At 60.5% G+C, this 17551-nt stretch carries 16 protein-coding genes; 9 read left to right on the top strand and 7 right to left on the bottom strand.

From position 1 onward, the window contains the following. Window positions 1-28: 28 nt before the first annotated feature. The 3 genes from znuB to AC3Y64_RS00330 are packed head-to-tail and all read right to left on the bottom strand — an operon-like array spanning window position 29 to window position 2077. Window positions 29-817 (bottom strand): zinc ABC transporter permease subunit ZnuB, encoded by a 789-nt coding sequence (gene znuB, locus AC3Y64_RS00340; protein ID WP_150595857.1) that lies wholly within the window; start codon window positions 815-817, stop codon window positions 29-31. Beyond that, the gene (znuC, locus tag AC3Y64_RS00335) at window positions 810-1595 is read right to left on the bottom strand and encodes a zinc ABC transporter ATP-binding protein ZnuC (RefSeq protein WP_489986035.1); all 786 of its coding nucleotides are present in this window, start codon (window positions 1593-1595) and stop codon (window positions 810-812) included. Before znuC ends, znuB begins: the two co-directional genes overlap by 8 nt. Next, window positions 1595-2077 carry a Fur family transcriptional regulator gene (locus AC3Y64_RS00330; protein WP_007911760.1) on the bottom strand — a complete coding sequence of 161 codons (483 nt, stop codon included), beginning with the start codon at window positions 2075-2077 and terminating at the stop codon, window positions 1595-1597. Before AC3Y64_RS00330 ends, znuC begins: the two co-directional genes overlap by 1 nt. Window positions 2078-2143: 66 nt before the next feature. Here AC3Y64_RS00330 and AC3Y64_RS00325 point away from each other — a divergent pair, with 66 nt between their 5' ends. Continuing rightward, on the top strand, window positions 2144-3064 hold the full coding sequence (locus AC3Y64_RS00325; RefSeq protein ID WP_489986034.1) for a zinc ABC transporter substrate-binding protein: 921 nt from the start codon (window positions 2144-2146) through the stop codon (window positions 3062-3064). Between the two features lie 56 nt (window positions 3065-3120). On the opposite strand, the gene AC3Y64_RS00320 is transcribed toward AC3Y64_RS00325, so the two are convergent. Both AC3Y64_RS00320 and AC3Y64_RS00315 read right to left on the bottom strand, forming a co-directional pair. After that, window positions 3121-4074 carry a homoserine kinase gene (locus AC3Y64_RS00320; protein WP_489986033.1) on the bottom strand — a complete coding sequence of 318 codons (954 nt, stop codon included), beginning with the start codon at window positions 4072-4074 and terminating at the stop codon, window positions 3121-3123. 61 nt (window positions 4075-4135) lie between these two features. Then, window positions 4136-4432 carry a DUF2782 domain-containing protein gene (locus AC3Y64_RS00315; protein WP_008081231.1) on the bottom strand — a complete coding sequence of 99 codons (297 nt, stop codon included), beginning with the start codon at window positions 4430-4432 and terminating at the stop codon, window positions 4136-4138. Window positions 4433-4506: 74 nt separating this feature from the next. Between AC3Y64_RS00315 and polA the strand changes: the two genes are divergently transcribed. Further along, complete coding sequence (gene polA, locus AC3Y64_RS00310; protein WP_489986032.1) at window positions 4507-7311, top strand: DNA polymerase I; 2805 nt, start codon at window positions 4507-4509, stop codon at window positions 7309-7311. A 280-nt stretch (window positions 7312-7591) separates the two neighbouring features. Here polA and yihA read toward each other — a convergent pair whose 3' ends face one another. Beyond that, the gene (gene yihA, locus AC3Y64_RS00305; RefSeq protein WP_489986031.1) at window positions 7592-8236 is read right to left on the bottom strand and encodes a ribosome biogenesis GTP-binding protein YihA/YsxC; all 645 of its coding nucleotides are present in this window, start codon (window positions 8234-8236) and stop codon (window positions 7592-7594) included. 191 nt (window positions 8237-8427) lie between these two features. Between yihA and AC3Y64_RS00300 the strand changes: the two genes are divergently transcribed. The 7 genes from AC3Y64_RS00300 to AC3Y64_RS00270 all read left to right on the top strand — a co-directional run bounded on the left by AC3Y64_RS00300 (window position 8428) and on the right by AC3Y64_RS00270 (window position 15757). Then, window positions 8428-8718: a c-type cytochrome gene (locus AC3Y64_RS00300; RefSeq protein ID WP_489986030.1), complete on the top strand. Its 291-nt coding sequence runs from the start codon at window positions 8428-8430 to the stop codon at window positions 8716-8718. A gap of 43 nt (window positions 8719-8761) precedes the next feature. Then, window positions 8762-9379 (top strand): c-type cytochrome, encoded by a 618-nt coding sequence (locus AC3Y64_RS00295; RefSeq protein WP_158959400.1) that lies wholly within the window; start codon window positions 8762-8764, stop codon window positions 9377-9379. 200 nt (window positions 9380-9579) lie between these two features. Further along, window positions 9580-10221: a thiol:disulfide interchange protein DsbA/DsbL gene (locus AC3Y64_RS00290; RefSeq protein ID WP_034152237.1), complete on the top strand. Its 642-nt coding sequence runs from the start codon at window positions 9580-9582 to the stop codon at window positions 10219-10221. A gap of 14 nt (window positions 10222-10235) precedes the next feature. Continuing rightward, window positions 10236-11114, top strand: coding sequence for an endonuclease/exonuclease/phosphatase family protein (locus AC3Y64_RS00285; protein WP_489986029.1), 879 nt, complete (start codon window positions 10236-10238; stop codon window positions 11112-11114). Beyond that, window positions 11111-13183 carry a GGDEF domain-containing protein gene (locus AC3Y64_RS00280; RefSeq protein WP_489986028.1) on the top strand — a complete coding sequence of 691 codons (2073 nt, stop codon included), beginning with the start codon at window positions 11111-11113 and terminating at the stop codon, window positions 13181-13183. Before AC3Y64_RS00285 ends, AC3Y64_RS00280 begins: the two co-directional genes overlap by 4 nt. 101 nt (window positions 13184-13284) lie before the next feature. Further along, the gene (locus AC3Y64_RS00275; RefSeq protein ID WP_489986027.1) at window positions 13285-14067 is read left to right on the top strand and encodes an N-acetylmuramoyl-L-alanine amidase; all 783 of its coding nucleotides are present in this window, start codon (window positions 13285-13287) and stop codon (window positions 14065-14067) included. Between the two features lie 76 nt (window positions 14068-14143). Beyond that, window positions 14144-15757 carry an EAL domain-containing protein gene (locus AC3Y64_RS00270; protein WP_489988040.1) on the top strand — a complete coding sequence of 538 codons (1614 nt, stop codon included), beginning with the start codon at window positions 14144-14146 and terminating at the stop codon, window positions 15755-15757. A gap of 1 nt (window position 15758) precedes the next feature. Here the strand turns inward: AC3Y64_RS00270 and AC3Y64_RS00265 are convergent, their stop codons facing one another. Then, on the bottom strand, window positions 15759-17549 hold the full coding sequence (locus AC3Y64_RS00265) for a KinB sensor domain-containing domain (protein WP_489986026.1): 1791 nt from the start codon (window positions 17547-17549) through the stop codon (window positions 15759-15761). Window positions 17550-17551 lie beyond the last annotated feature (2 nt).

Here is a 17551-nt window from a genome sequence, read left to right as displayed (position 1 = left end):
TCTCTATTTGCGCAAAAAGCGGCCAAGTCTACACCCCACGACGGGGCAGAACAAAACTCAACAGAAACAGTGCGGCCGCCGTCACAACGATTGACGGCCCGGCCGGGGTGTCCTTGAACCACGACAACGCCAGCCCGCCGCACACGGCGAGCATGCCCAGCAGGCTCGCGCCCAGTGCCATCTGCTCCGGCGAACGGGCGTGACGCTGTGCCGCAGCCGCCGGGATGATCAACAGCGAGGTAATCAGCAACACACCGACGATTTTCATCGCCACCGCGATCACCACCGCAATCAGCAGCATCAGCGCCATACGCAGGCCGGCGACCGGCAGGCCTTCAACCCTGGCCAGTTCTTCGTGCACGGTGATCGCCAGCAATGGCCGCCACAACGTGACCAGCAACACCAGCACCGCCGCGCTGCCGCCGAGGATCCACGCCAGATCGGTCGGGCTGATCGCCAGCAGGTCGCCGAACAGATAGGCCATCAGGTCGATCCGCACTTCATGCATGAAGCTTAGTACCACTAGGCCGAGAGAGAGCGTGCTCGGTGCGAGAATTCCCAACAGCGTGTCGGACGCCAGTGGTTGACGCTGCTGCAACGTCACCAGCAGCACCGCCAGCAGCAGGCAACCGACCGTCACAGCCACCGTCGGGCTGACATCCAGCAAAAAGCCCAAAGCCACACCAAGCAACGCGGCGTGGGACAGGGTGTCGCCGAAATAGGCCATGCGCCGCCAAACCACAAACGAACCCAGCGGACCTGCAACGATCGCCAACGCCAGACCTGCAAGCAGGGCATACAACAGAAAATCAGCCATGCTTGCAGTTGTCTCCGTGAACGTGAGGTTGGCCAACAACTGGCCCTTTGACTACCGAACCGTGCAGGTCGTGAGCGTGGTCATGATGGTGGTGATAAACCGCCAGGCTCTGCGCGTTCTTGCCGAACAACTCGACGAACGCGGGATCGCCGCTGACCTGCTCGGGATGCCCGGAGCAGCAGACGTGACGGTTGAGGCAGACCACCTGATCGGTGGTACTCATCACCAGATGCAAATCGTGGGACACCATCAACACGCCGCAACCATGGCGGTCACGCAGACGTGTAATCAGGCTATACAACTCGGCTTGGCCGGCGACGTCGACGCCTTGTACTGGTTCATCGAGCACCAGCAATTCCGGCTCGCGCAGCAGTGCTCGCGCCAGCAGCACACGCTGCATTTCACCACCGGAAACGCTTTGCACCGGGCTGTCGATAACGTGCTCGGCACCGACTTCCTTCAACGCCGCCAACGCACGCGGACGATCAACGCCCGGCACCAGGCGCAGAAAGCGCAGCACCGAGAGTGGCAAGGTCGGGTCGACGTGAAGTTTTTGCGGCATGTAGCCGACGCGCAGTTTCGGCTTGCGCCAGACGCTGCCGCTGTCCGGCTTGAGCAAGCCGAGTACCGCGCGCACCAAGGTAGTCTTGCCAGCGCCGTTGGGGCCGATCAGGGTGACGATCTGCCCCGGCTCGACGCTCAGCTCGATGTTGTCCAGCACAGCCTGCCCGGCAAACGTGACGGCGACCTGTTCCAGACGGATCAGCGCATTGCTCATCAAGCCCCCTGGCAACCGGAGCACAGGCCGACGACTTCGACGGTCTGCGCTTCGACGATGAAGCCAACGTCTTTGGCGCTGTTGATGATCGCGTCACTGATCACTTTTTGCTCAAGTTCGATGGCGGCGTGGCAATCGCGGCAGATCAGAAACTGGCCCTGATGCGCGTGTTCCGGGTGCACGCAGCCGACGAAGGCGTTGAGCGAGGAGATGCGGTGCACCAGGCCGTTTTCCAACAGGAAATCCAGCGCGCGGTAGACGGTTGGCGGCGCAGCGCGGCGGCCGTCCTGCTCGCTGAGCACGGCGAGAATGTCGTAGGCGCCCAGCGGCTTGTGGCTCTGCCACACCAATTCCAGCACCCGGCGGCGCAACGCGGTCAGGCGCAAGCCTTTCTGAGCGCACAAGGTATCGGCCTCGGACAAAGCGCTGTGCACGCAATGAGAGTGGTCGTGGGGACGGCTGGCAATCGGTGTAATAGGCATGGGCGGCGACGAGTTTTGATAGAGACGTTATTATGTTACCCGTTCTCGCCTCCTTGAGTGGTCATCGTGTCCCGACTTTTTTCTGTTTTTGTGGCTTTTGTCGCCAGTTTTCTGCTGATCGGTTCGGCTCAGGCCGAGGTCAAAGTCCTCACCAGCATCAAGCCGTTGCAGCTGATTGCAGCGGCCGTGCAGGACGGCGTGGCAATTCCCGAAGTGCTGCTGCCGCCGGGTGCCTCGCCGCACAATTACGCGCTGCGGCCATCCGACGTACGGAAGGTGCAGTCGGTCGATCTGCTGTACTGGATCGGCCCGGACATGGAAGGTTTCCTGCCGCGCGTGCTGAACGGTCGTACGTTGCCAAGCGTGGCGGTGCAGGACCTGCCGGGGATGAAGCTGCGCCGTTTCGCTGAAGACAGCCACTCCCATGCCGAAGACGCCGACGAGCATGATCACGATCACCGTCCGGGCACGCTGGACGCGCATTTGTGGTTATCGCCGGTGAATGCGCGGGTAATCGCCGACAAAATGGCCGCTGACCTCAGCGCTGCTGATCCGGCGAATGCCGAACGCTATCAGAGCAACGCCAAGGCATTTGATGAGCGTCTGGATGCACTGGATCTGCGTTTGAAAAAGCGTCTGGCCAGCGTTGAAGGCAAGCCGTACTTCGTTTTCCACGAGGCGTTTGATTACTTTGAAGAGGCTTATGGCCTGAAGCACACCGGCGTGTTCAGCGTTGCGGCGGAAGTGCAGCCAGGTGCGCAACATGTCGCGGCGATGCGCAAGCGTTTGCAGGAAGTCGGCAAGACCTGTGTGTTCAGCGAACCACCGTTGCGCCCGCGCTTGGCTGAAACCCTGGTGGCGGGTTTGCCAGTAAAACTGGCGGAGCTGGATGCGCTGGGCGGGTACACGCCGGCGACGGCTCAGGGGTATGAGCAGGTGCTGGAGAAGTTGGGGAATGATTTGGCCGGGTGCCTGGAGTCTCTGTAAACCCATAGAAAAAGATCGTCCGAAGGCTCGGGCCCCGTTCGGACGATCTTTTGATCTTAAAGCGCGAAAGGCAACGGTGTATTGACCTGCTGCCGCTGCGCCAATCGCTGCTCAAACTCTTTTGGATCGTGAATCAACACATCCTGCCCGGCAAACTGCTCCGCCGCGATCAACCGCGACAGCCAGAACCGCACACAGGCCACGCGCAGCATGGTCGGCCACAACTCAGCCTCCGCCGCTGTGAACGGGCGCAGCGCCGCATAAGCGCCAAGGAACGCGCGGGCACGCGGCCCATCGATCAAACCGTCCTCGTCCGAGCACCAGTCGTTCAAAGCAATCGCCACGTCGTAGAGCATCGGCCCTGAGCAGGCGTTGTAGAAGTCGATCAGCCCGGTCAGGTGCGTGCCTTCGAACATCGCGTTGTCGCGGAACAGGTCGGCATGAATGTTCGCCCGAGGCAGCGCGAGAATCTTGTCTTTGCGCTCGGTGATTTCATCCAGTGCCTTTTGCAGCAAGGCACGCGGCTCATCGCTCAGGTGCGAGAGCAGCTCCGTGCCCTCCTCCAGCATCCAGTCCAGACCACGGTCGGTCTTGCGCTTGATCATGCGCTCGCCCTGGGTCGCCAGGTGCAGGTGCGCCTGCAACTCGCCGACCTGCGCGCAATGCTGGGCATTGGCGACCTTGATGTGCTTGCCGGACAGCCGCGGTTGCAACAGCGCCGGTTTGCCTTTCAGCTCACGCAACGCCACGCCGTCGGTGGTGCGCAGTGCGTACGGCACCGGCAGATCGGCTTCGTGGAGTACGTCGAGCAGGTCGATGAAAAACGGCATCTCCTGCACCGGGCCGCGCTCGACCAGGGTCAGGACGAATTCGCCCTGCTCCAGGCTGATGAAGAAGTTGGTGTTTTCGCTGCCGGCGGCGATCCCCTGGAAATCAAGCAGACGGCCAAGCCCGTAAGGGGCGAGAAAGGTTTCCAGCTCGGGCCGAGCCAGGGGAGTGAACACAGACATGGTTAAAAACTGCTCAGTTCAGGCGTCGCGCTCAGGCGACGCCGATTAAAAGTCGGGAATCTTACTTCCAGGTAAAGATTTCCCACGACGGAATCAGCATATCCGGCTGGTCGGAGCGAATGTAGTTCGCGTCCGTACCATCAGCGCGCACCAGGAAATACGGTTTGCCACCCTTCGGCGTGACCTTGATCGCATAGACGAAGCCACTGCGACTGTATTCCTGAATGACCTTGTCGCCTTCCGTGTGCGTGTTGATCGTAACTTCCGGCTCCGAAGCGGGCGCATCATCCGCCGCCATCGCGGCCAACGGTGAGGCAGCAATCAGACCGACCAGCAGCAAGCGATTTAACGTACGCATGATAACCTTGTCCCTTTGTCGTCAACGGTCCCGCTATTCTAGCGCCGGACCCGCCGAAAAGGTTGATCCTGCTCATGAGCCAAGCCCCCCTCGTCCTGGTGGACGGTTCGTCTTACCTGTACCGCGCCTTTCACGCGCTGCCACCACTGACCACCTCCAAAGGCCTGCCGACCGGTGCGGTCAAAGGCGTGCTGAACATGCTCAAGAGTCTGCGCAAGCAGTACCCGGACAGCCCGTTCGCCGTGGTGTTCGACGCCAAGGGCGGGACATTTCGCGATGAGATGTACGCCGAATACAAAGCCAACCGCCCAAGCATGCCTGACGACATGCGCGTGCAGATCGAGCCGCTGCACCAGAGCGTGATTGCCCTCGGTTTCCCGCTGTTGTGCGTGGAAGGCGTCGAGGCCGACGACGTCATCGGCACCCTGGCGCGCAGCAGCGCGGCGGCGGATCGCCCGGTGATCATCTCCACTGGCGACAAGGACATGGCGCAACTGGTCGATGGCCACATTACCTTGGTCAACACCATGTCCGGTAGTTCGATGGACGTGGAAGGCGTGAAGGAGAAATTTGGCGTCGCTCCGGAGCAGATCATCGATTATCTGGCACTGATGGGCGATTCGTCCGACAACATTCCGGGCGTTCCGGGCATCGGCCCGAAAACCGCGTCCGGCCTGTTGGTCGGGGTCAACGGCGGCCTCACCGAGCTGTACGCCAACCTCGACATCGTCCCGACCCTGCCGATACGCGGCGCGAAAACCCTGCCGGCCAAGCTCGAAGAGCACAAGGAGATGGCTTTCCTCTCCTATCAACTGGCGACCATCAAGATCGACGTGCCGCTGGACATCGAACTCGATGACTTGCAAATGGGCGCAGAAGACCCGGCCAAGCTGTACGAGCTGTACTCGCTGCTGGAATTCAAAAGCTGGATCAATGATCTGGATCGCGACGCCAAACGTCTGGAATTGAGCGCAGCCGCCGAGCCTGCGCCGGCCGGCGATCTGTTCAGCGCGCCAGCGGACGAAGCGCCCGCCACTCCTGCTGAAGCCGCTTACGAAACCATCCTCGATCAGGCACGGTTCGACGTCTGGCTGGAAAAGTTGAACAACGCCAAGCTGTTCGCTTTCGACACCGAAACCACCGGCATCGACGCGCAGCAGGCGCAACTGGTCGGTCTGTCGTTCGCCGTGCAGGCCAACGAAGCCGCGTACATTCCGCTGACCCACTCCTACATCGGCGTGCCGGAGCAGTTGGATCGCGACACCGTGCTGCGCGCGCTGAAGCCGATTCTGGAAGACCCGAGCAAGCTCAAGGTCGGCCAGCACGCCAAGTTCGACATGAATATCCTGGCCAACTGCGCCATCGGCGGCGATCAGAGCCAAGGCATTACCGTGCGCGGTATCGCCTTCGACACGATGCTTGAGTCCTACGTGCTCAACTCCACCGCCACCCGCCACGACATGGACAGCCTCGCGCAGAAGTACCTGGATCACACCACCGTGAGCTTCCAGGACATCGCCGGCAAAGGCGCCAAGCAGCTGACCTTCGACCAGATCGCCCTGGAACAGGCAGGCCCGTACGCCGCTGAAGACGCTGACATCACGTTGCGTCTGCATCAGACCCTGTTCGAAAAACTCAGCGCCATCCCGAGCCTGGCCAGCGTGCTGACCGACATCGAAATCCCGCTGGTGCCGGTGCTGGCGCGCATCGAGCGCCAAGGCGCGTACGTTGATGCGGCACTGCTGGGCGTGCAGAGCATCGAGTTGGGCGACAAAATGGTCGCGCTGGAGCGCGAAGCGTTCGAGATCGCCGGGGAAGAATTCAACCTCGGCTCGCCGAAGCAGTTGGGCGTGATTCTCTACGAGAAACTCGGCCTGCCGGTGCTGAAAAAGACCGCCAAAGGTCAGCCGTCCACCGCCGAAGAAGTGCTGGCGAAACTCGCCGAAGACGATCACCGCTTGCCGAAGGTGCTGATGGAGCACCGTTCGATGAGCAAGCTGAAAAGCACCTACACCGATCGCCTGCCGGAGCAGATCAACCCGCGCACCGGGCGTATCCACACTTCGTATCACCAGGCCGTGGCATCGACTGGTCGCTTGTCCTCCAGCGACCCGAACCTGCAGAACATTCCGGTGCGTACCCCTGAAGGCCGACGCATCCGTCAGGCGTTCGTCGCGCCGAAAGGCTACAAACTGCTGGCGGCGGACTATTCGCAGATCGAACTGCGGATCATGGCGCACCTGTCCAAAGACGAAGGCCTGATGAACGCCTTCCGCAACAACCTCGACGTGCACACCGCCACCGCTGCCGAAGTGTTCAAGGTCGAGCTCAACGAAGTGAGCTCGGACCAGCGCCGTGGCGCCAAGGCGATCAACTTCGGCCTGATCTATGGCATGGGCGCGCAGAAGCTCGGCAAGGACATCGGCGTCGACACCAAGACCGCCAAGGCTTACATCGACACCTACTTCGCCCGCTATCCAGGCGTTCGCGAGTACATGGATCGCACCCGCGCGCAGGCGGCGGATCAGGGTTATGTCGAGACGTTCTTCGGTCGTCGTCTGTACCTGCCGGAGATCAACTCGAACAAGCCGCAGGAACGCGCTGCCGCCGAACGCACAGCGATCAACGCGCCGATGCAGGGCACGGCTGCCGACATCATCAAGAAAGCCATGGTCGCGGTGGATAACTGGCTGGCGACCTCCGGGCTGGACGCCAGAGTCATTCTGCAGGTGCACGATGAATTGGTGCTGGAGGTTCGTGAGGATCTGGTCGAACAGGTCAGCGCCGAGATTCGCGTACACATGAGCGAAGCGGCGAAACTGGATGTGCCGCTGCTGGTCGAAGTCGGTGTGGGCAACAATTGGGATGAGGCTCACTGAGCCATTGATCTCGGTCTGCCGCGACCCGTTGTCGCGGCAACGCCGGTAAAACCTGCTTATTACGAAAAGCGCTTGGGTTTATTCCAAAGCTTTTTGAAAAAAATCTGAACTAATCTGGAAGGACACCACTCAGAGATACTGAATGGCTGGTGAAGCCCTTCGATGCTCCTATGTTGTGTTAAGTGTTGGCAGATATCTGAACCCCGCCCTAGCGGTTCGGAACTTAAACCCCGGAATTTCTCCCTCCCCAATGAAATCCGGGGCTTTTTTTGCCTGCGATTTACTCAGCAGGCAATTCAGCACCTTTATCCGCCAGTTCCATCCAGCCTGCCAATACAGTGTAGGCCTCTTCCAGGCCCATGCGTTTTGGCGCCGAGAACAGCTGAATGGTGACTTGATCGCCCCAGCCCTTGCGAATTTCCGACTGCACTTTGAGCAGGGTGTTCTTGGCTGCGCCGTAGGTCAGCTTGTCGGCCTTGGTCAGCAGGATGTGCATTGGCATGCCGGCCGCAACGGCCCAGTCGAGCATCAGCAGGTCGAAGTCGGTCATTGAATGACGGATGTCCATCATCAGGATCAAACCCTTCAAACTCTCGCGGCCACCGAGGTAAGCCTCAAGGTGACGCTGCCAGTGCATCTTCAGCGGGATCGGTACTTTTGCGTAACCGTAGCCGGGCAGGTCGACCAGACGGCGATCTTCGTCTAGCTTGAAGAAGTTCAACAGCTGTGTGCGACCCGGAGTTTTCGAGGTACGCGCCAGGCTGGCGTGAGTCAGGGTGTTCAGTGCGCTGGATTTGCCGGCGTTGGAACGACCGGCAAACGCCACTTCGAAGCCTTCGTCGTCAGGGCATTGATCGACTTTGGCGGCACTGAGCATGAACGTGGACTGTTGGCACAGGCCGAGGATGGGATTCTTGAGTTGCATGGGATTTCCGATGTGGGCGGCGCCGGGATTGGGCGCGGAACGCGGTGTCGCTTCCGTTTCAGTGACGCCAGTATATAATGCCGCAGATTTTGTGTGTGCTTTGTCCCAGCGTAGGATTAAGTTCACGAGAGCGACAGACTTTGATTGCGCATTAGAACGCAGAACGCTCTCAACCCTGAAAAGGTCGTTTTATGACGAAATGGCTGCTGGCTGCCGGAGTCTTGATGCCGCTTTACAGCGCACAGGCTACACAGGATCCGGAAGCTGTGTACAACCGTGTTTGTGGTGCCTGTCATTCCGGCCAACTACCCATGGCGCCCAAAAGAGGCGATCAGGCAGCTTGGACGCCGAGGTTGGCGAAAGGTATGGGGACGCTGGTGCGACACGTGACCCAGGGTTTCAAGGCGATGCCGCCGCGTGGTTTGTGCATGGACTGCAGTGCCGAGGATTACCAAGCCATCATCCTTTGGATGAGCGAGTAAACCCGGTCCATAACTTAACCCTTAGCCGTAGTTGGATTAGCTGATGAACAAACTGATCGTGAGTCTGCTGTTGACCGTGGGAATCTCGGGCTTCGCCCATGCTGCCGGTGATGCCGCAGCGGGCCAGGCGAAAGCCGCCGTTTGCGGAGCCTGCCATGGCCCGGACGGGAACAGCATGGCGCCAAACTTTCCGAAACTGGCCGGTCAAGGTGAACGCTACCTGACCAAGCAATTGCACGACATCAAGTCGGGCAAGCGCACCGTACTGGAAATGACAGGCCTGCTGACCAACCTGAGCGATCAGGACCTGGCCGACATCGCTGCCTATTTCGCCAGCCAGCAAGGCAGTGTCGGCGCCGCCGATCCGAAGATTGTCGCTCGCGGTGAAGCCCTGTTCCGTGGCGGTAACCTGGAAAAAGGCCTGCCAGCCTGCACCGGTTGCCACTCGCCGAATGGCGCCGGCAACGCCGCCGCTGGCTTCCCGCACCTCGGTGGCCAACACGCTCAATACATCGCCAAGCAACTGACCGACTTCCGCAAGGAAGATCCGGCGGCCGGGCGCAGCAACGACGGCGACGCGATGACCATGCGCACCATCGCCCGCAAACTGAGCGACGAAGACATCGCCGCCGTTGCCAGCTACATTCAGGGCCTGCACTAAGGCCCGCGGATCGAGGCCTGCAGGGGATGGACATCTCCTGCAATGTTAACGCTCGATTAATCCGTCGCAGCAAGTATAAAAAGGGTGGCTTTGGCCGCCCTTTTTTGTGGCCGCTGCCGTTACACTACAGAACTCATGCCCGCCAGGATCTGTCTGAAAACAGGTCGCGCGAGGCGACCCAAATTGTCCAGGAGTAAAGCATGCGTAATCTGATCATCAGCGCCGCCCTCGTCGCTGCCAGCCTGTTCGGCGTGACCGCTCAAGCCGCCGAAGCACCAGCCGCCCCTTACGTCGAGCTGGCCAACCCGGTACCGGTTGCAGAGCCTGGCAAGATCGAAGTGGTCGAGCTGTTCTGGTACGGCTGCCCGCACTGCTACGCCTTTGAACCAGTGATCAATCCGTGGGTTGAGAAGCTGCCATCCGACGTCAACTTCGTGCGTATCCCAGCCATGTTCGGCGGCCCGTGGGATGCTCACGGTCAAATGTTCCTGACCCTCGAAGCCATGGGTGTCGAGCACAAGGTTCACGCCGCCGTATTCAATGCGATCCAGAAAGAACACAAGAAGCTGACCGACAAGAACGACATGGCTGACTTCCTCGCCACTCAAGGCGTGGACAAGGACAAGTTCCTTGCCACCTTCGACTCGTTCGCAATCAAAGGTCAGATCGTCAAGGCTCGCGAATTGGCCAAGAAGTATGAAATCACTGGCGTTCCAACCATGATCGTCAACGGCAAATACCGCTTCGACATCGGCTCTGCCGGTGGTGCCGAGCAAGCGCTGCAACTGGCTGACCAACTGGTCGCCAAAGAGCGAGCGGCCACCAAGGCAGCCGCCAACTAAGCGCGGCAACCGCCATGCGCCGCTGGAAGTCTGAACGCCTCGTTGGCCTGCATGATCCGCAGGTCAACGAGCATCACCTGGCGTCAACGGGCCTGCCAGCAGACCATCGTCTGCGCTTGCTCAGCTTCAACATCCAGGTCGGCATCAGCACCGAGCGCTATCGGCATTACCTGACCCGCAGCTGGCAGCATCTGCTGCCGCACACCGGGCGCTCAGGCAATCTGCAAAAGATCGGCGACCTGCTTGGCGACTTCGATCTGGTCGCCCTGCAGGAAGCCGATGGCGGCAGCCTGCGTTCAGGCTACGTCAATCAGGTCGAACATCTGGCCCACCTCGGCGCCTTCCCTTACTGGTATCAACAACTCAATCGCAACCTCGGTCGACTGGCCCAGCACAGCAATGGCGTGCTCAGTCGCCTGAAACCGTGGGCGATCGAAGATCATCCGCTGCCCGGCCCGAAAGGTCGCGGCGCGATCCTGCTGCGCTTCGGCGAAGGCCCGGAAGCGCTAGTGGTGGTGATGATGCACCTAGCCCTCGGCGCGCGTACACGCAGCCTGCAACTGGGCTACATTCGAGAGTTGATCGGCGGCTATAAACATCAGATATTGATGGGTGACATGAACACCCACGCCAGCGATCTGCTACAACAGTCACCGTTACGCGATCTCGGTTTGCTGGCCCCGCAGGTGGAAGCGACATTCCCCAGCTGGCGCCCTCAGCGTTGCCTTGATCATATTTTGCTCAGCCCGACCCTGACCCTGGAAAAGGTCGAAGTGCTGGCCCAACCGATTTCCGATCACCTGCCGGTCGCGGTAGAGATTCGTCTGCCGGGTTCGCTCACGGCCGATGCATTGCCCGCGATGAGTCCTGCCCCTCGCGGAACCCCTGAATGAGCGACGAAGCCCAGCGCTGGAAAGAGAAATACCTCAAAAGCATCGAACAGCAGGACAAACTCGAACGCCGTTGGGCCGCCAGGCTCGACTTGCTTCGACGCGGCCTGGTGCGCAGCACGCTGGCTGCCGAGGGCACCGACAAGGTCGTGGATCAGTGCATGAAAGAGATGCGCGATGTAGTGCGTACCGACGACATGGACGCCGGCCTCGCCGCACTGCTGCCGCGCCTGGAAAAAGCCGTGCTCGATTCCGAGCAGCGCCGCGAAACCCGCATCGATCAAGTCAGCACCGCACTGACCTCGCTGGTCAGCCAGTTGCAGGCGTTGCCGCTGCCGCGTGAAGTCGCCCAGCCGCTGAAAAAATTCGCCAAGCAACTGGATAGCCGCGTCGGTTCGGCGCGGGAAATGCCATTGCTGCTGAGTGAGCTCAGCGGCTTGCAAGGCAAGGCGTTGAGTCAGCTGGAAACGCCCGCCGAACCGGGACGCCCGGGCTTGCTGCAGCGTTTGTTTGGGACTCGTGACAACGAAGAAGCGCCAGCTCCGAACGCAGAAGCGCCCGTGCTGGCGCCGGTAACGCGTGAGGTGCAAACGCCAGCCGCGTCAGAAGCCGAGCCAGAACCAGCGCCCGCGCAGACTGCCGCTGTTGCAGAGCCGGTCATCGCCGCTGCCGTTATCAAACAGCCCGAGCCCGAAACTGAGGCGCCCTCGCCGCTCTCAGAGCCCGAGGCGGAACCTGACGTGGCTGCGTTTGAACCACCCGCCAGCGCCCGTGAAGCAGATATTGCGGTTGAAGCAGCGACCGACGAGGCAGAGACCGCAGCCGTCACTGCGCCAACTACCGCCCCGACGCCGACAATGGCCACCAGCTTCAACCCCGACGAATTGATCCACCCCGGCGACCCGACGCCGCTGATTCTCGACAGCCTGCCCCTGCCCGAACCGATGGCACAGGCCTTGGCAGCCATCGACCCGGAACAATCCGAGCACGACATCCTCTTCGCCCTGCCGGATTCCCCGGAGCCGTCCTACAGCTCCGTGGCCAAACACATCGAAGACACCCTGATCGGTCTGCTCGACGATCTGACCCTGCCCGAGCGCCACCGTCCGCAAGCCGAAGCGATGCGCGAGCGCCTCAAACACGGTTTGAACTGGTACGAACTGATCCCGATCCTCGACGATCTCGCAACGTTGATGCTGGCGATCACCGACAGCGGTCAGCATGAATTTGAAGCCTATCTGCAACAGCTCAACGAACGCCTCGAAGCGTTCCAGAGCAATCTGCAAGCCGCCAGTGAAGGTCACGCCGACAACAGCTCGGCAGCGCGGGCAATGGACACGCAGATCCGTGAGCAGGTCGACGGTTTGCAGACCAGCGTCCAGGAAGCGGCGGATCTGGATGACCTCAAGCAAGTGCTTGAGAACCATCTCGAGGGCCTGCTCGGCACCATGGATCAGCATCAAAAGCAGCGCGACGCTCGCGAGCAGGAAGTGGCGACACGGCTCAAAAGCCTGTCCGAGCGCGTGGCGCATATGGAACAGGAAGCCCAGGGTTTTCGTGAACACCTGGAAGTCCAGCGCCAGAAAGCCATGATCGACCCGCTCACCGGCCTGCCCAACCGCGCCGCGTGGAGCGAACGCCTCGAACAAGAAATCCAGCAGTGGCAACAACACGGCAACACCCTCAGCCTAGCCATGCTCGACCTCGATCACTTCAAACGGATCAACGATAACTATGGCCATCTGGCCGGCGACAAAGTGCTGAAGATCATCGCCACCGTGCTGCGCAAACGCCTGCGCGGTTCCGATTTCATTGCCCGTTTTGGCGGCGAAGAATTCGTGTTGTTGTTGCCGGCCACGCCGCCAGCAGTCGGCGCAAAACTGTTGGAAACGTTGCGCGCGGCCATCGAAGCCTGCCCCTTCCACTTCAAGGGCGAGCGCGTGACCATCACCATTTCCATGGGACTGGCCTCGTTCCGTGCCGGAGAACACAGTGATCTGGTGCTGAAAAGAGCCGATCAGGCGCTATATAGGGCAAAAAACGCGGGACGCAATCGCGTCGAGCTGGGCTGAGCAAATTGTTCCATTTTGTTTAATTCCGCCCGCTGACCGTCGAGGCGCAAGGCAGTACGTTACACTGTTGCATTATTGTCTTGCGTGTATTGCCTTCTGCCATGAAATTCTTTGCCCTTCTCGCTTCGCTGCTCGTTCTGGCCGGTTGCGCCAGCGGTCCGCGCTACGACACCAGCCATCCTTCGGCCAACTACGACAGTCGCATTCAGTTCGTGATCGTCCACTACACGTCGACCTCGCTGGAGCGCTCGCTGCAACTGCTGACCCACGGCGAAGTCAGCAGCCACTACCTGATCGGCGACGACAAGGGCGGCACCATCTACAAGCTGATGGACGAAAATCAGCGCGCCTGGCATGCCGGCGAAAGCCAATGGCAGGGCCGTACCTGGCTCAACTCCAGCTCGATCGGTATCGAAATCGTCAACCCGGGCTTCAAGGACACGCCAACCGGGCGCCTGTGGTATCCGTACAGCGAAGCGCAAATTCAATCGCTGATCGTCCTGCTCAAGGACATCAGCAAGCGCAACGGCATCAGCCCGCGCCACATCATCGGCCACAGCGACATCGCCCCGTTGCGCAAACTCGATCCGGGCCCATTGTTCCCATGGAAGCGCCTCGCCGCTGAAGGCCTGGGCGTGTGGCCCAACGAAGCGGCGGTCGCGCGCCAGCAAATGCTGTTCAACAGCGGTGAACTGCCGAGCATCAGCTGGTTCCAGGCGCAATTGGCGCATCTGGGCTACGACACGCCGCAGACCGGCGAACTCGACGTAGCCACACGCCACGTCCTCGCCGCGTTCCAGATGCATTTCCGCCCTTCGCGTTTCGACGGCACGCCGGACGCGCAAACCGCAGCACTGCTGCTGGTACTCAATCAGACAAAATAATGACGCCCGCCCGACGGTCAGGGCGAAATTGCCATCAGCAGCTATAACTCATTGGTAATTCTTCGGATATTCCATGATGGTTGCTACCCGAGAGACTCTGCGTAGCTGGTTCTATCGCCCTTGGTTTTTGGCGATGATCGCGGCTGTCCTCAGTGCCAGTCTGTTGATCGCCGGCGGTATGTTCGTGGCGATGCGTCAGGTCGAGCAACGTGAAAGCCAGGAAATGAACGCTCAGGGCGAACGTTTCCTGGCCCGCCTCGAACAATTGTTCGGTCAACTGCGCGAAAGTCTCGACGACCTCGAAGCCCAACCGCTGCGCAGTTGTGACGACGAAATGATCGCCACCCTGCAGCAAGTTACCTTCAACTATCGCTTCGTCTATGAAGCCGCTTACATGGACGCTTCGCGGATCTGCTCCAACCGTCCGCGCCAGGAAGGTCTGTCCGTTGTTCGCGCGCCGGACATCAAAGGCCCGACCTACAGCTATTGGCTGAACACCACCACCGAACCCGATGAAAACCGCGCGGCGTTGATGCTGGGGCGCGGCAACTTTCGCGTCGCTACCTCCCGCGGGCATCTGACCGATATGGTCGATCTGTCACCCGGCAGCAGTCTGTTGGTGGTGCTGGACCATGGCACTCGAGCCATTCCAGTGCTGGGTACAGGACAGATCTGGCCACCCACAGAGCACTGGCCGCCGAAAAGCCGCGATGCCTTGCAGGTCACACAAACCCGGCTGATCTATCGCATGCCCACCGACAACCCCGAATATCAACTGGTGCTGATCACACCGCGTACCGGCATGCACATCCCCGCTGTCTGGTGGTGGATGATTCCGGTCTGTCTGGTGGCCGGTGCCATTGTCGGTTTTCTGGTGTTCCTGCTGGTTCGCCAGCGCCAGTCGCTGGATGCCGAATTGCACGGTGCCATCCGCCGTGGCGAGCTGCAGGTGCTCTACCAACCGATCTTCGACCTCGACAGCCGCAACTGCGTTGGCGCCGAAGCCCTGCTGCGCTGGCGTCGCCCAGATGGCACGCTGACCAGTCCCGACCTGTTCATCCCGATGGCGGAGAATACCGGGCAGATTCGCCAGATGACCGACTTCGTCCTCCAGCGCTTGCTGGAGCAATTGGGCCAGTTGCTTCGGGCCAATCCGCAGCTATACATCTCGGTGAACCTCGCCGCCTGCGATGTGACGGTACCGCGCATCGGTCTGGTCATGGCGCGCCTGCTGAAGTTGCACCGGGTCGCCGCCCGGCAAATCGCCTTCGAAGTCACCGAACGGGGTCTGATTGATGTAGTGGTGGCGCGGGAAAACCTGCAAGCCCTGCGCGATGTGGGCCATCAGGTGCTGATCGATGACTTTGGCACCGGCTATTGCAGCCTCGCCTACCTGCAAACCCTGCCGGTGGACTGCCTGAAAATCGACAAGGCTTTTATTGATGCGCTCGGCCACGATGCGGCAAGCAGCGGCGTCGCCCCGCACATCATTCACATGGCGCAGGCGCTGGACCTGAAGGTGATTGCCGAAGGCATCGAGCTCGAATCACAAGCTCAGTTGCTCAGCAGTGAGGGTGTGAAGTTTGGTCAGGGCTGGTTGTTCGCCCATGCCCTCAGTGCGGTGCAATTCATCGAATTGATCACCCGAGGCCGACGCCTCGCCGGGCGCCGACTCGACGACGAAGCCTGAGCTAGACCGACAGCGCCATATAAAACTGCGTGCCCTGTCCGGGTCGCGAATAGACGCCCATCCGCCCGCCATGCAACTGCACGATTTCCTTGCACAGCGCCAGGCCTAGCCCAGCGCCGCCCTTCTTGCGTCCGACCTGCACGAACGGCTCGAAGATGCGTCCCTGCTGGCCGTAGGCAATGCCTTCGCCATTGTCTTCAACACTGATGATCACTCGCTCGCCATGGCGTCGCGCCTGCAAACGGATCTGACCGTCGCGGGCGGTATGACGCAGGGCGTTGTCGATGAGGTTGTCGAGGACTCGGTCGAGTTGGGCCTGATCGGCTTGCAATCGAGGCAATGGCCCCTGCACTTCGACATTCAGGGCAATGCCTTTGCCCAGCGCAAAATCTTCAAAGCGAAGTCGCGCCTGTTCCAGCAGGTCTTCGATGGAACACGGCGCCAGGGTCAGTTTCTGCAGACCGTTCTGATAGCGCGAGAAGTTGAGCAGGTCATTGATCAACTGCATCAGGCGCTGCATTTCTTCATTGACGGTGTCGAGCAGGTCCGCCTCACGCGACTCCGCTGGAAACTTCGCCCGCTCGCGGAACAAGCCGAACGCCATATGCATGCCAGTGACCGGCGTGCGCAGTTCGTGAGAGGCGCGCAGGACGAACTCGCTGCGCACCCGTTCGAAAGCGCGCTGCTCGGTGACGTCGTGCAACACCATCACCGCACCAAGGATGTGCCCTTGTGTATTACTCACCGGCGTCAGGCTGTAGGTCAGCAGGCGCGATTCGCCGTCGACCTCGATACTCAAATCCTCCGGCGCGCGCTCAAGCGTGCCGCCGCGCAGCACCAGTTGCAGCTGCGCATCCAGCTCCGGGCGCTCCAGTGCCGTGCCCAGACCCTGACCGAGACGATCGTCCTCCCAGCCTAATTGCCGCTGGGCCACCGGGTTGAGGTGTTCCAGTTGCCCCTGACGGTCGATCATCAGCAGGCCGTCGTCGATACTGTCGAGCACGGCTTGCAAACGCTGTTGGCCTGCAAGCAATTCATCGACGTTAGTTGCCTGATGCTCGCGCAGCGCCTCAGCCATCATGCCGAAACGCTTGGTCAGCTGATTCATTTCCATCGCCGAAGAAATCGGCAGGGTCACTTCAAAATTGCCTTGGCCGATGTTGTCCGCCGCTTGCGCCAGCGCCTCGATCGGAGCCCCGAAACGCCGGGCAATCCCGTGGGCCGTGATGAAACCGATGATCAGCACCGCCAGTCCGACAACCCCCAGCAGACCGGCGATCAACAATGCCCGGTCGCGTGCTTGATGCTGAACCGCGTTGATGTTGTCCAGCGCATGCTTGTGTTCGGTGATCAAGCCATTACGCAGCGTGTTAAAGCGCTCCCTCAGGCTGGCGTTGCTGCTCAACGCAGCCGCTGGATCACGGGACACATCGAAGGCTTGAAGAAAACTCAGGTAATCCGCCTTGGCCTGACTGAAACCATACTGACGACCATCGCCTGTTTGCTCTTGGGCGATACCGTCATCGAGCAACTTGAGGTATTGCTGCTTGGACGCTTCGAAGGCGACCGGATCGGGCTTTTCGGCGAGCATGAGGACCAGTTGATCACCCAGGGTTTGCCGAAGTTTCAGCCCTAAATCGAGGGTGACGAAGTTGTTGCGCAGCGTCATTTCCTGCGAGCCGGCCATTTGCATCATGCTGACCAGCCCGAGCAAAAGCCCGAGCAAGGCCACGGTGATCAAGGCGGAAATACTCAGGAATAACCGCGTTCGCAACTTCATCGCCAGTTTCATCG

The organism is Pseudomonas sp. 4CAES_32.4, assembly GCF_058136335.1.
Note: the sequence above shows the minus strand (reverse complement) of the source record. Positions and strands in the feature narration are given on the sequence as shown.

Coding starts and splice junctions, on each gene's coding strand:
- znuB (WP_150595857.1), bottom strand. CDS start 817: ATGGCTGATTTTCTGTTGTATGCCCTGCTTGCAGGTCTGGCGTTGGCG.
- znuC (WP_489986035.1), bottom strand. CDS start 1,595: ATGAGCAATGCGCTGATCCGTCTGGAACAGGTCGCCGTCACGTTTGCC.
- AC3Y64_RS00330 (WP_007911760.1), bottom strand. CDS start 2,077: ATGCCTATTACACCGATTGCCAGCCGTCCCCACGACCACTCTCATTGC.
- AC3Y64_RS00320 (WP_489986033.1), bottom strand. CDS start 4,074: ATGTCTGTGTTCACTCCCCTGGCTCGGCCCGAGCTGGAAACCTTTCTC.
- AC3Y64_RS00315 (WP_008081231.1), bottom strand. CDS start 4,432: ATGCGTACGTTAAATCGCTTGCTGCTGGTCGGTCTGATTGCTGCCTCA.
- polA (WP_489986032.1), top strand. CDS start 4,507: ATGAGCCAAGCCCCCCTCGTCCTGGTGGACGGTTCGTCTTACCTGTAC.
- yihA (WP_489986031.1), bottom strand. CDS start 8,236: ATGCAACTCAAGAATCCCATCCTCGGCCTGTGCCAACAGTCCACGTTC.
- AC3Y64_RS00300 (WP_489986030.1), top strand. CDS start 8,428: ATGACGAAATGGCTGCTGGCTGCCGGAGTCTTGATGCCGCTTTACAGC.
- AC3Y64_RS00295 (WP_158959400.1), top strand. CDS start 8,762: ATGAACAAACTGATCGTGAGTCTGCTGTTGACCGTGGGAATCTCGGGC.
- AC3Y64_RS00290 (WP_034152237.1), top strand. CDS start 9,580: ATGCGTAATCTGATCATCAGCGCCGCCCTCGTCGCTGCCAGCCTGTTC.
- AC3Y64_RS00285 (WP_489986029.1), top strand. CDS start 10,236: ATGCGCCGCTGGAAGTCTGAACGCCTCGTTGGCCTGCATGATCCGCAG.
- AC3Y64_RS00280 (WP_489986028.1), top strand. CDS start 11,111: ATGAGCGACGAAGCCCAGCGCTGGAAAGAGAAATACCTCAAAAGCATC.
- AC3Y64_RS00275 (WP_489986027.1), top strand. CDS start 13,285: ATGAAATTCTTTGCCCTTCTCGCTTCGCTGCTCGTTCTGGCCGGTTGC.
- AC3Y64_RS00270 (WP_489988040.1), top strand. CDS start 14,144: ATGGTTGCTACCCGAGAGACTCTGCGTAGCTGGTTCTATCGCCCTTGG.
- AC3Y64_RS00265 (WP_489986026.1), bottom strand. CDS start 17,549: ATGAAACTGGCGATGAAGTTGCGAACGCGGTTATTCCTGAGTATTTCC.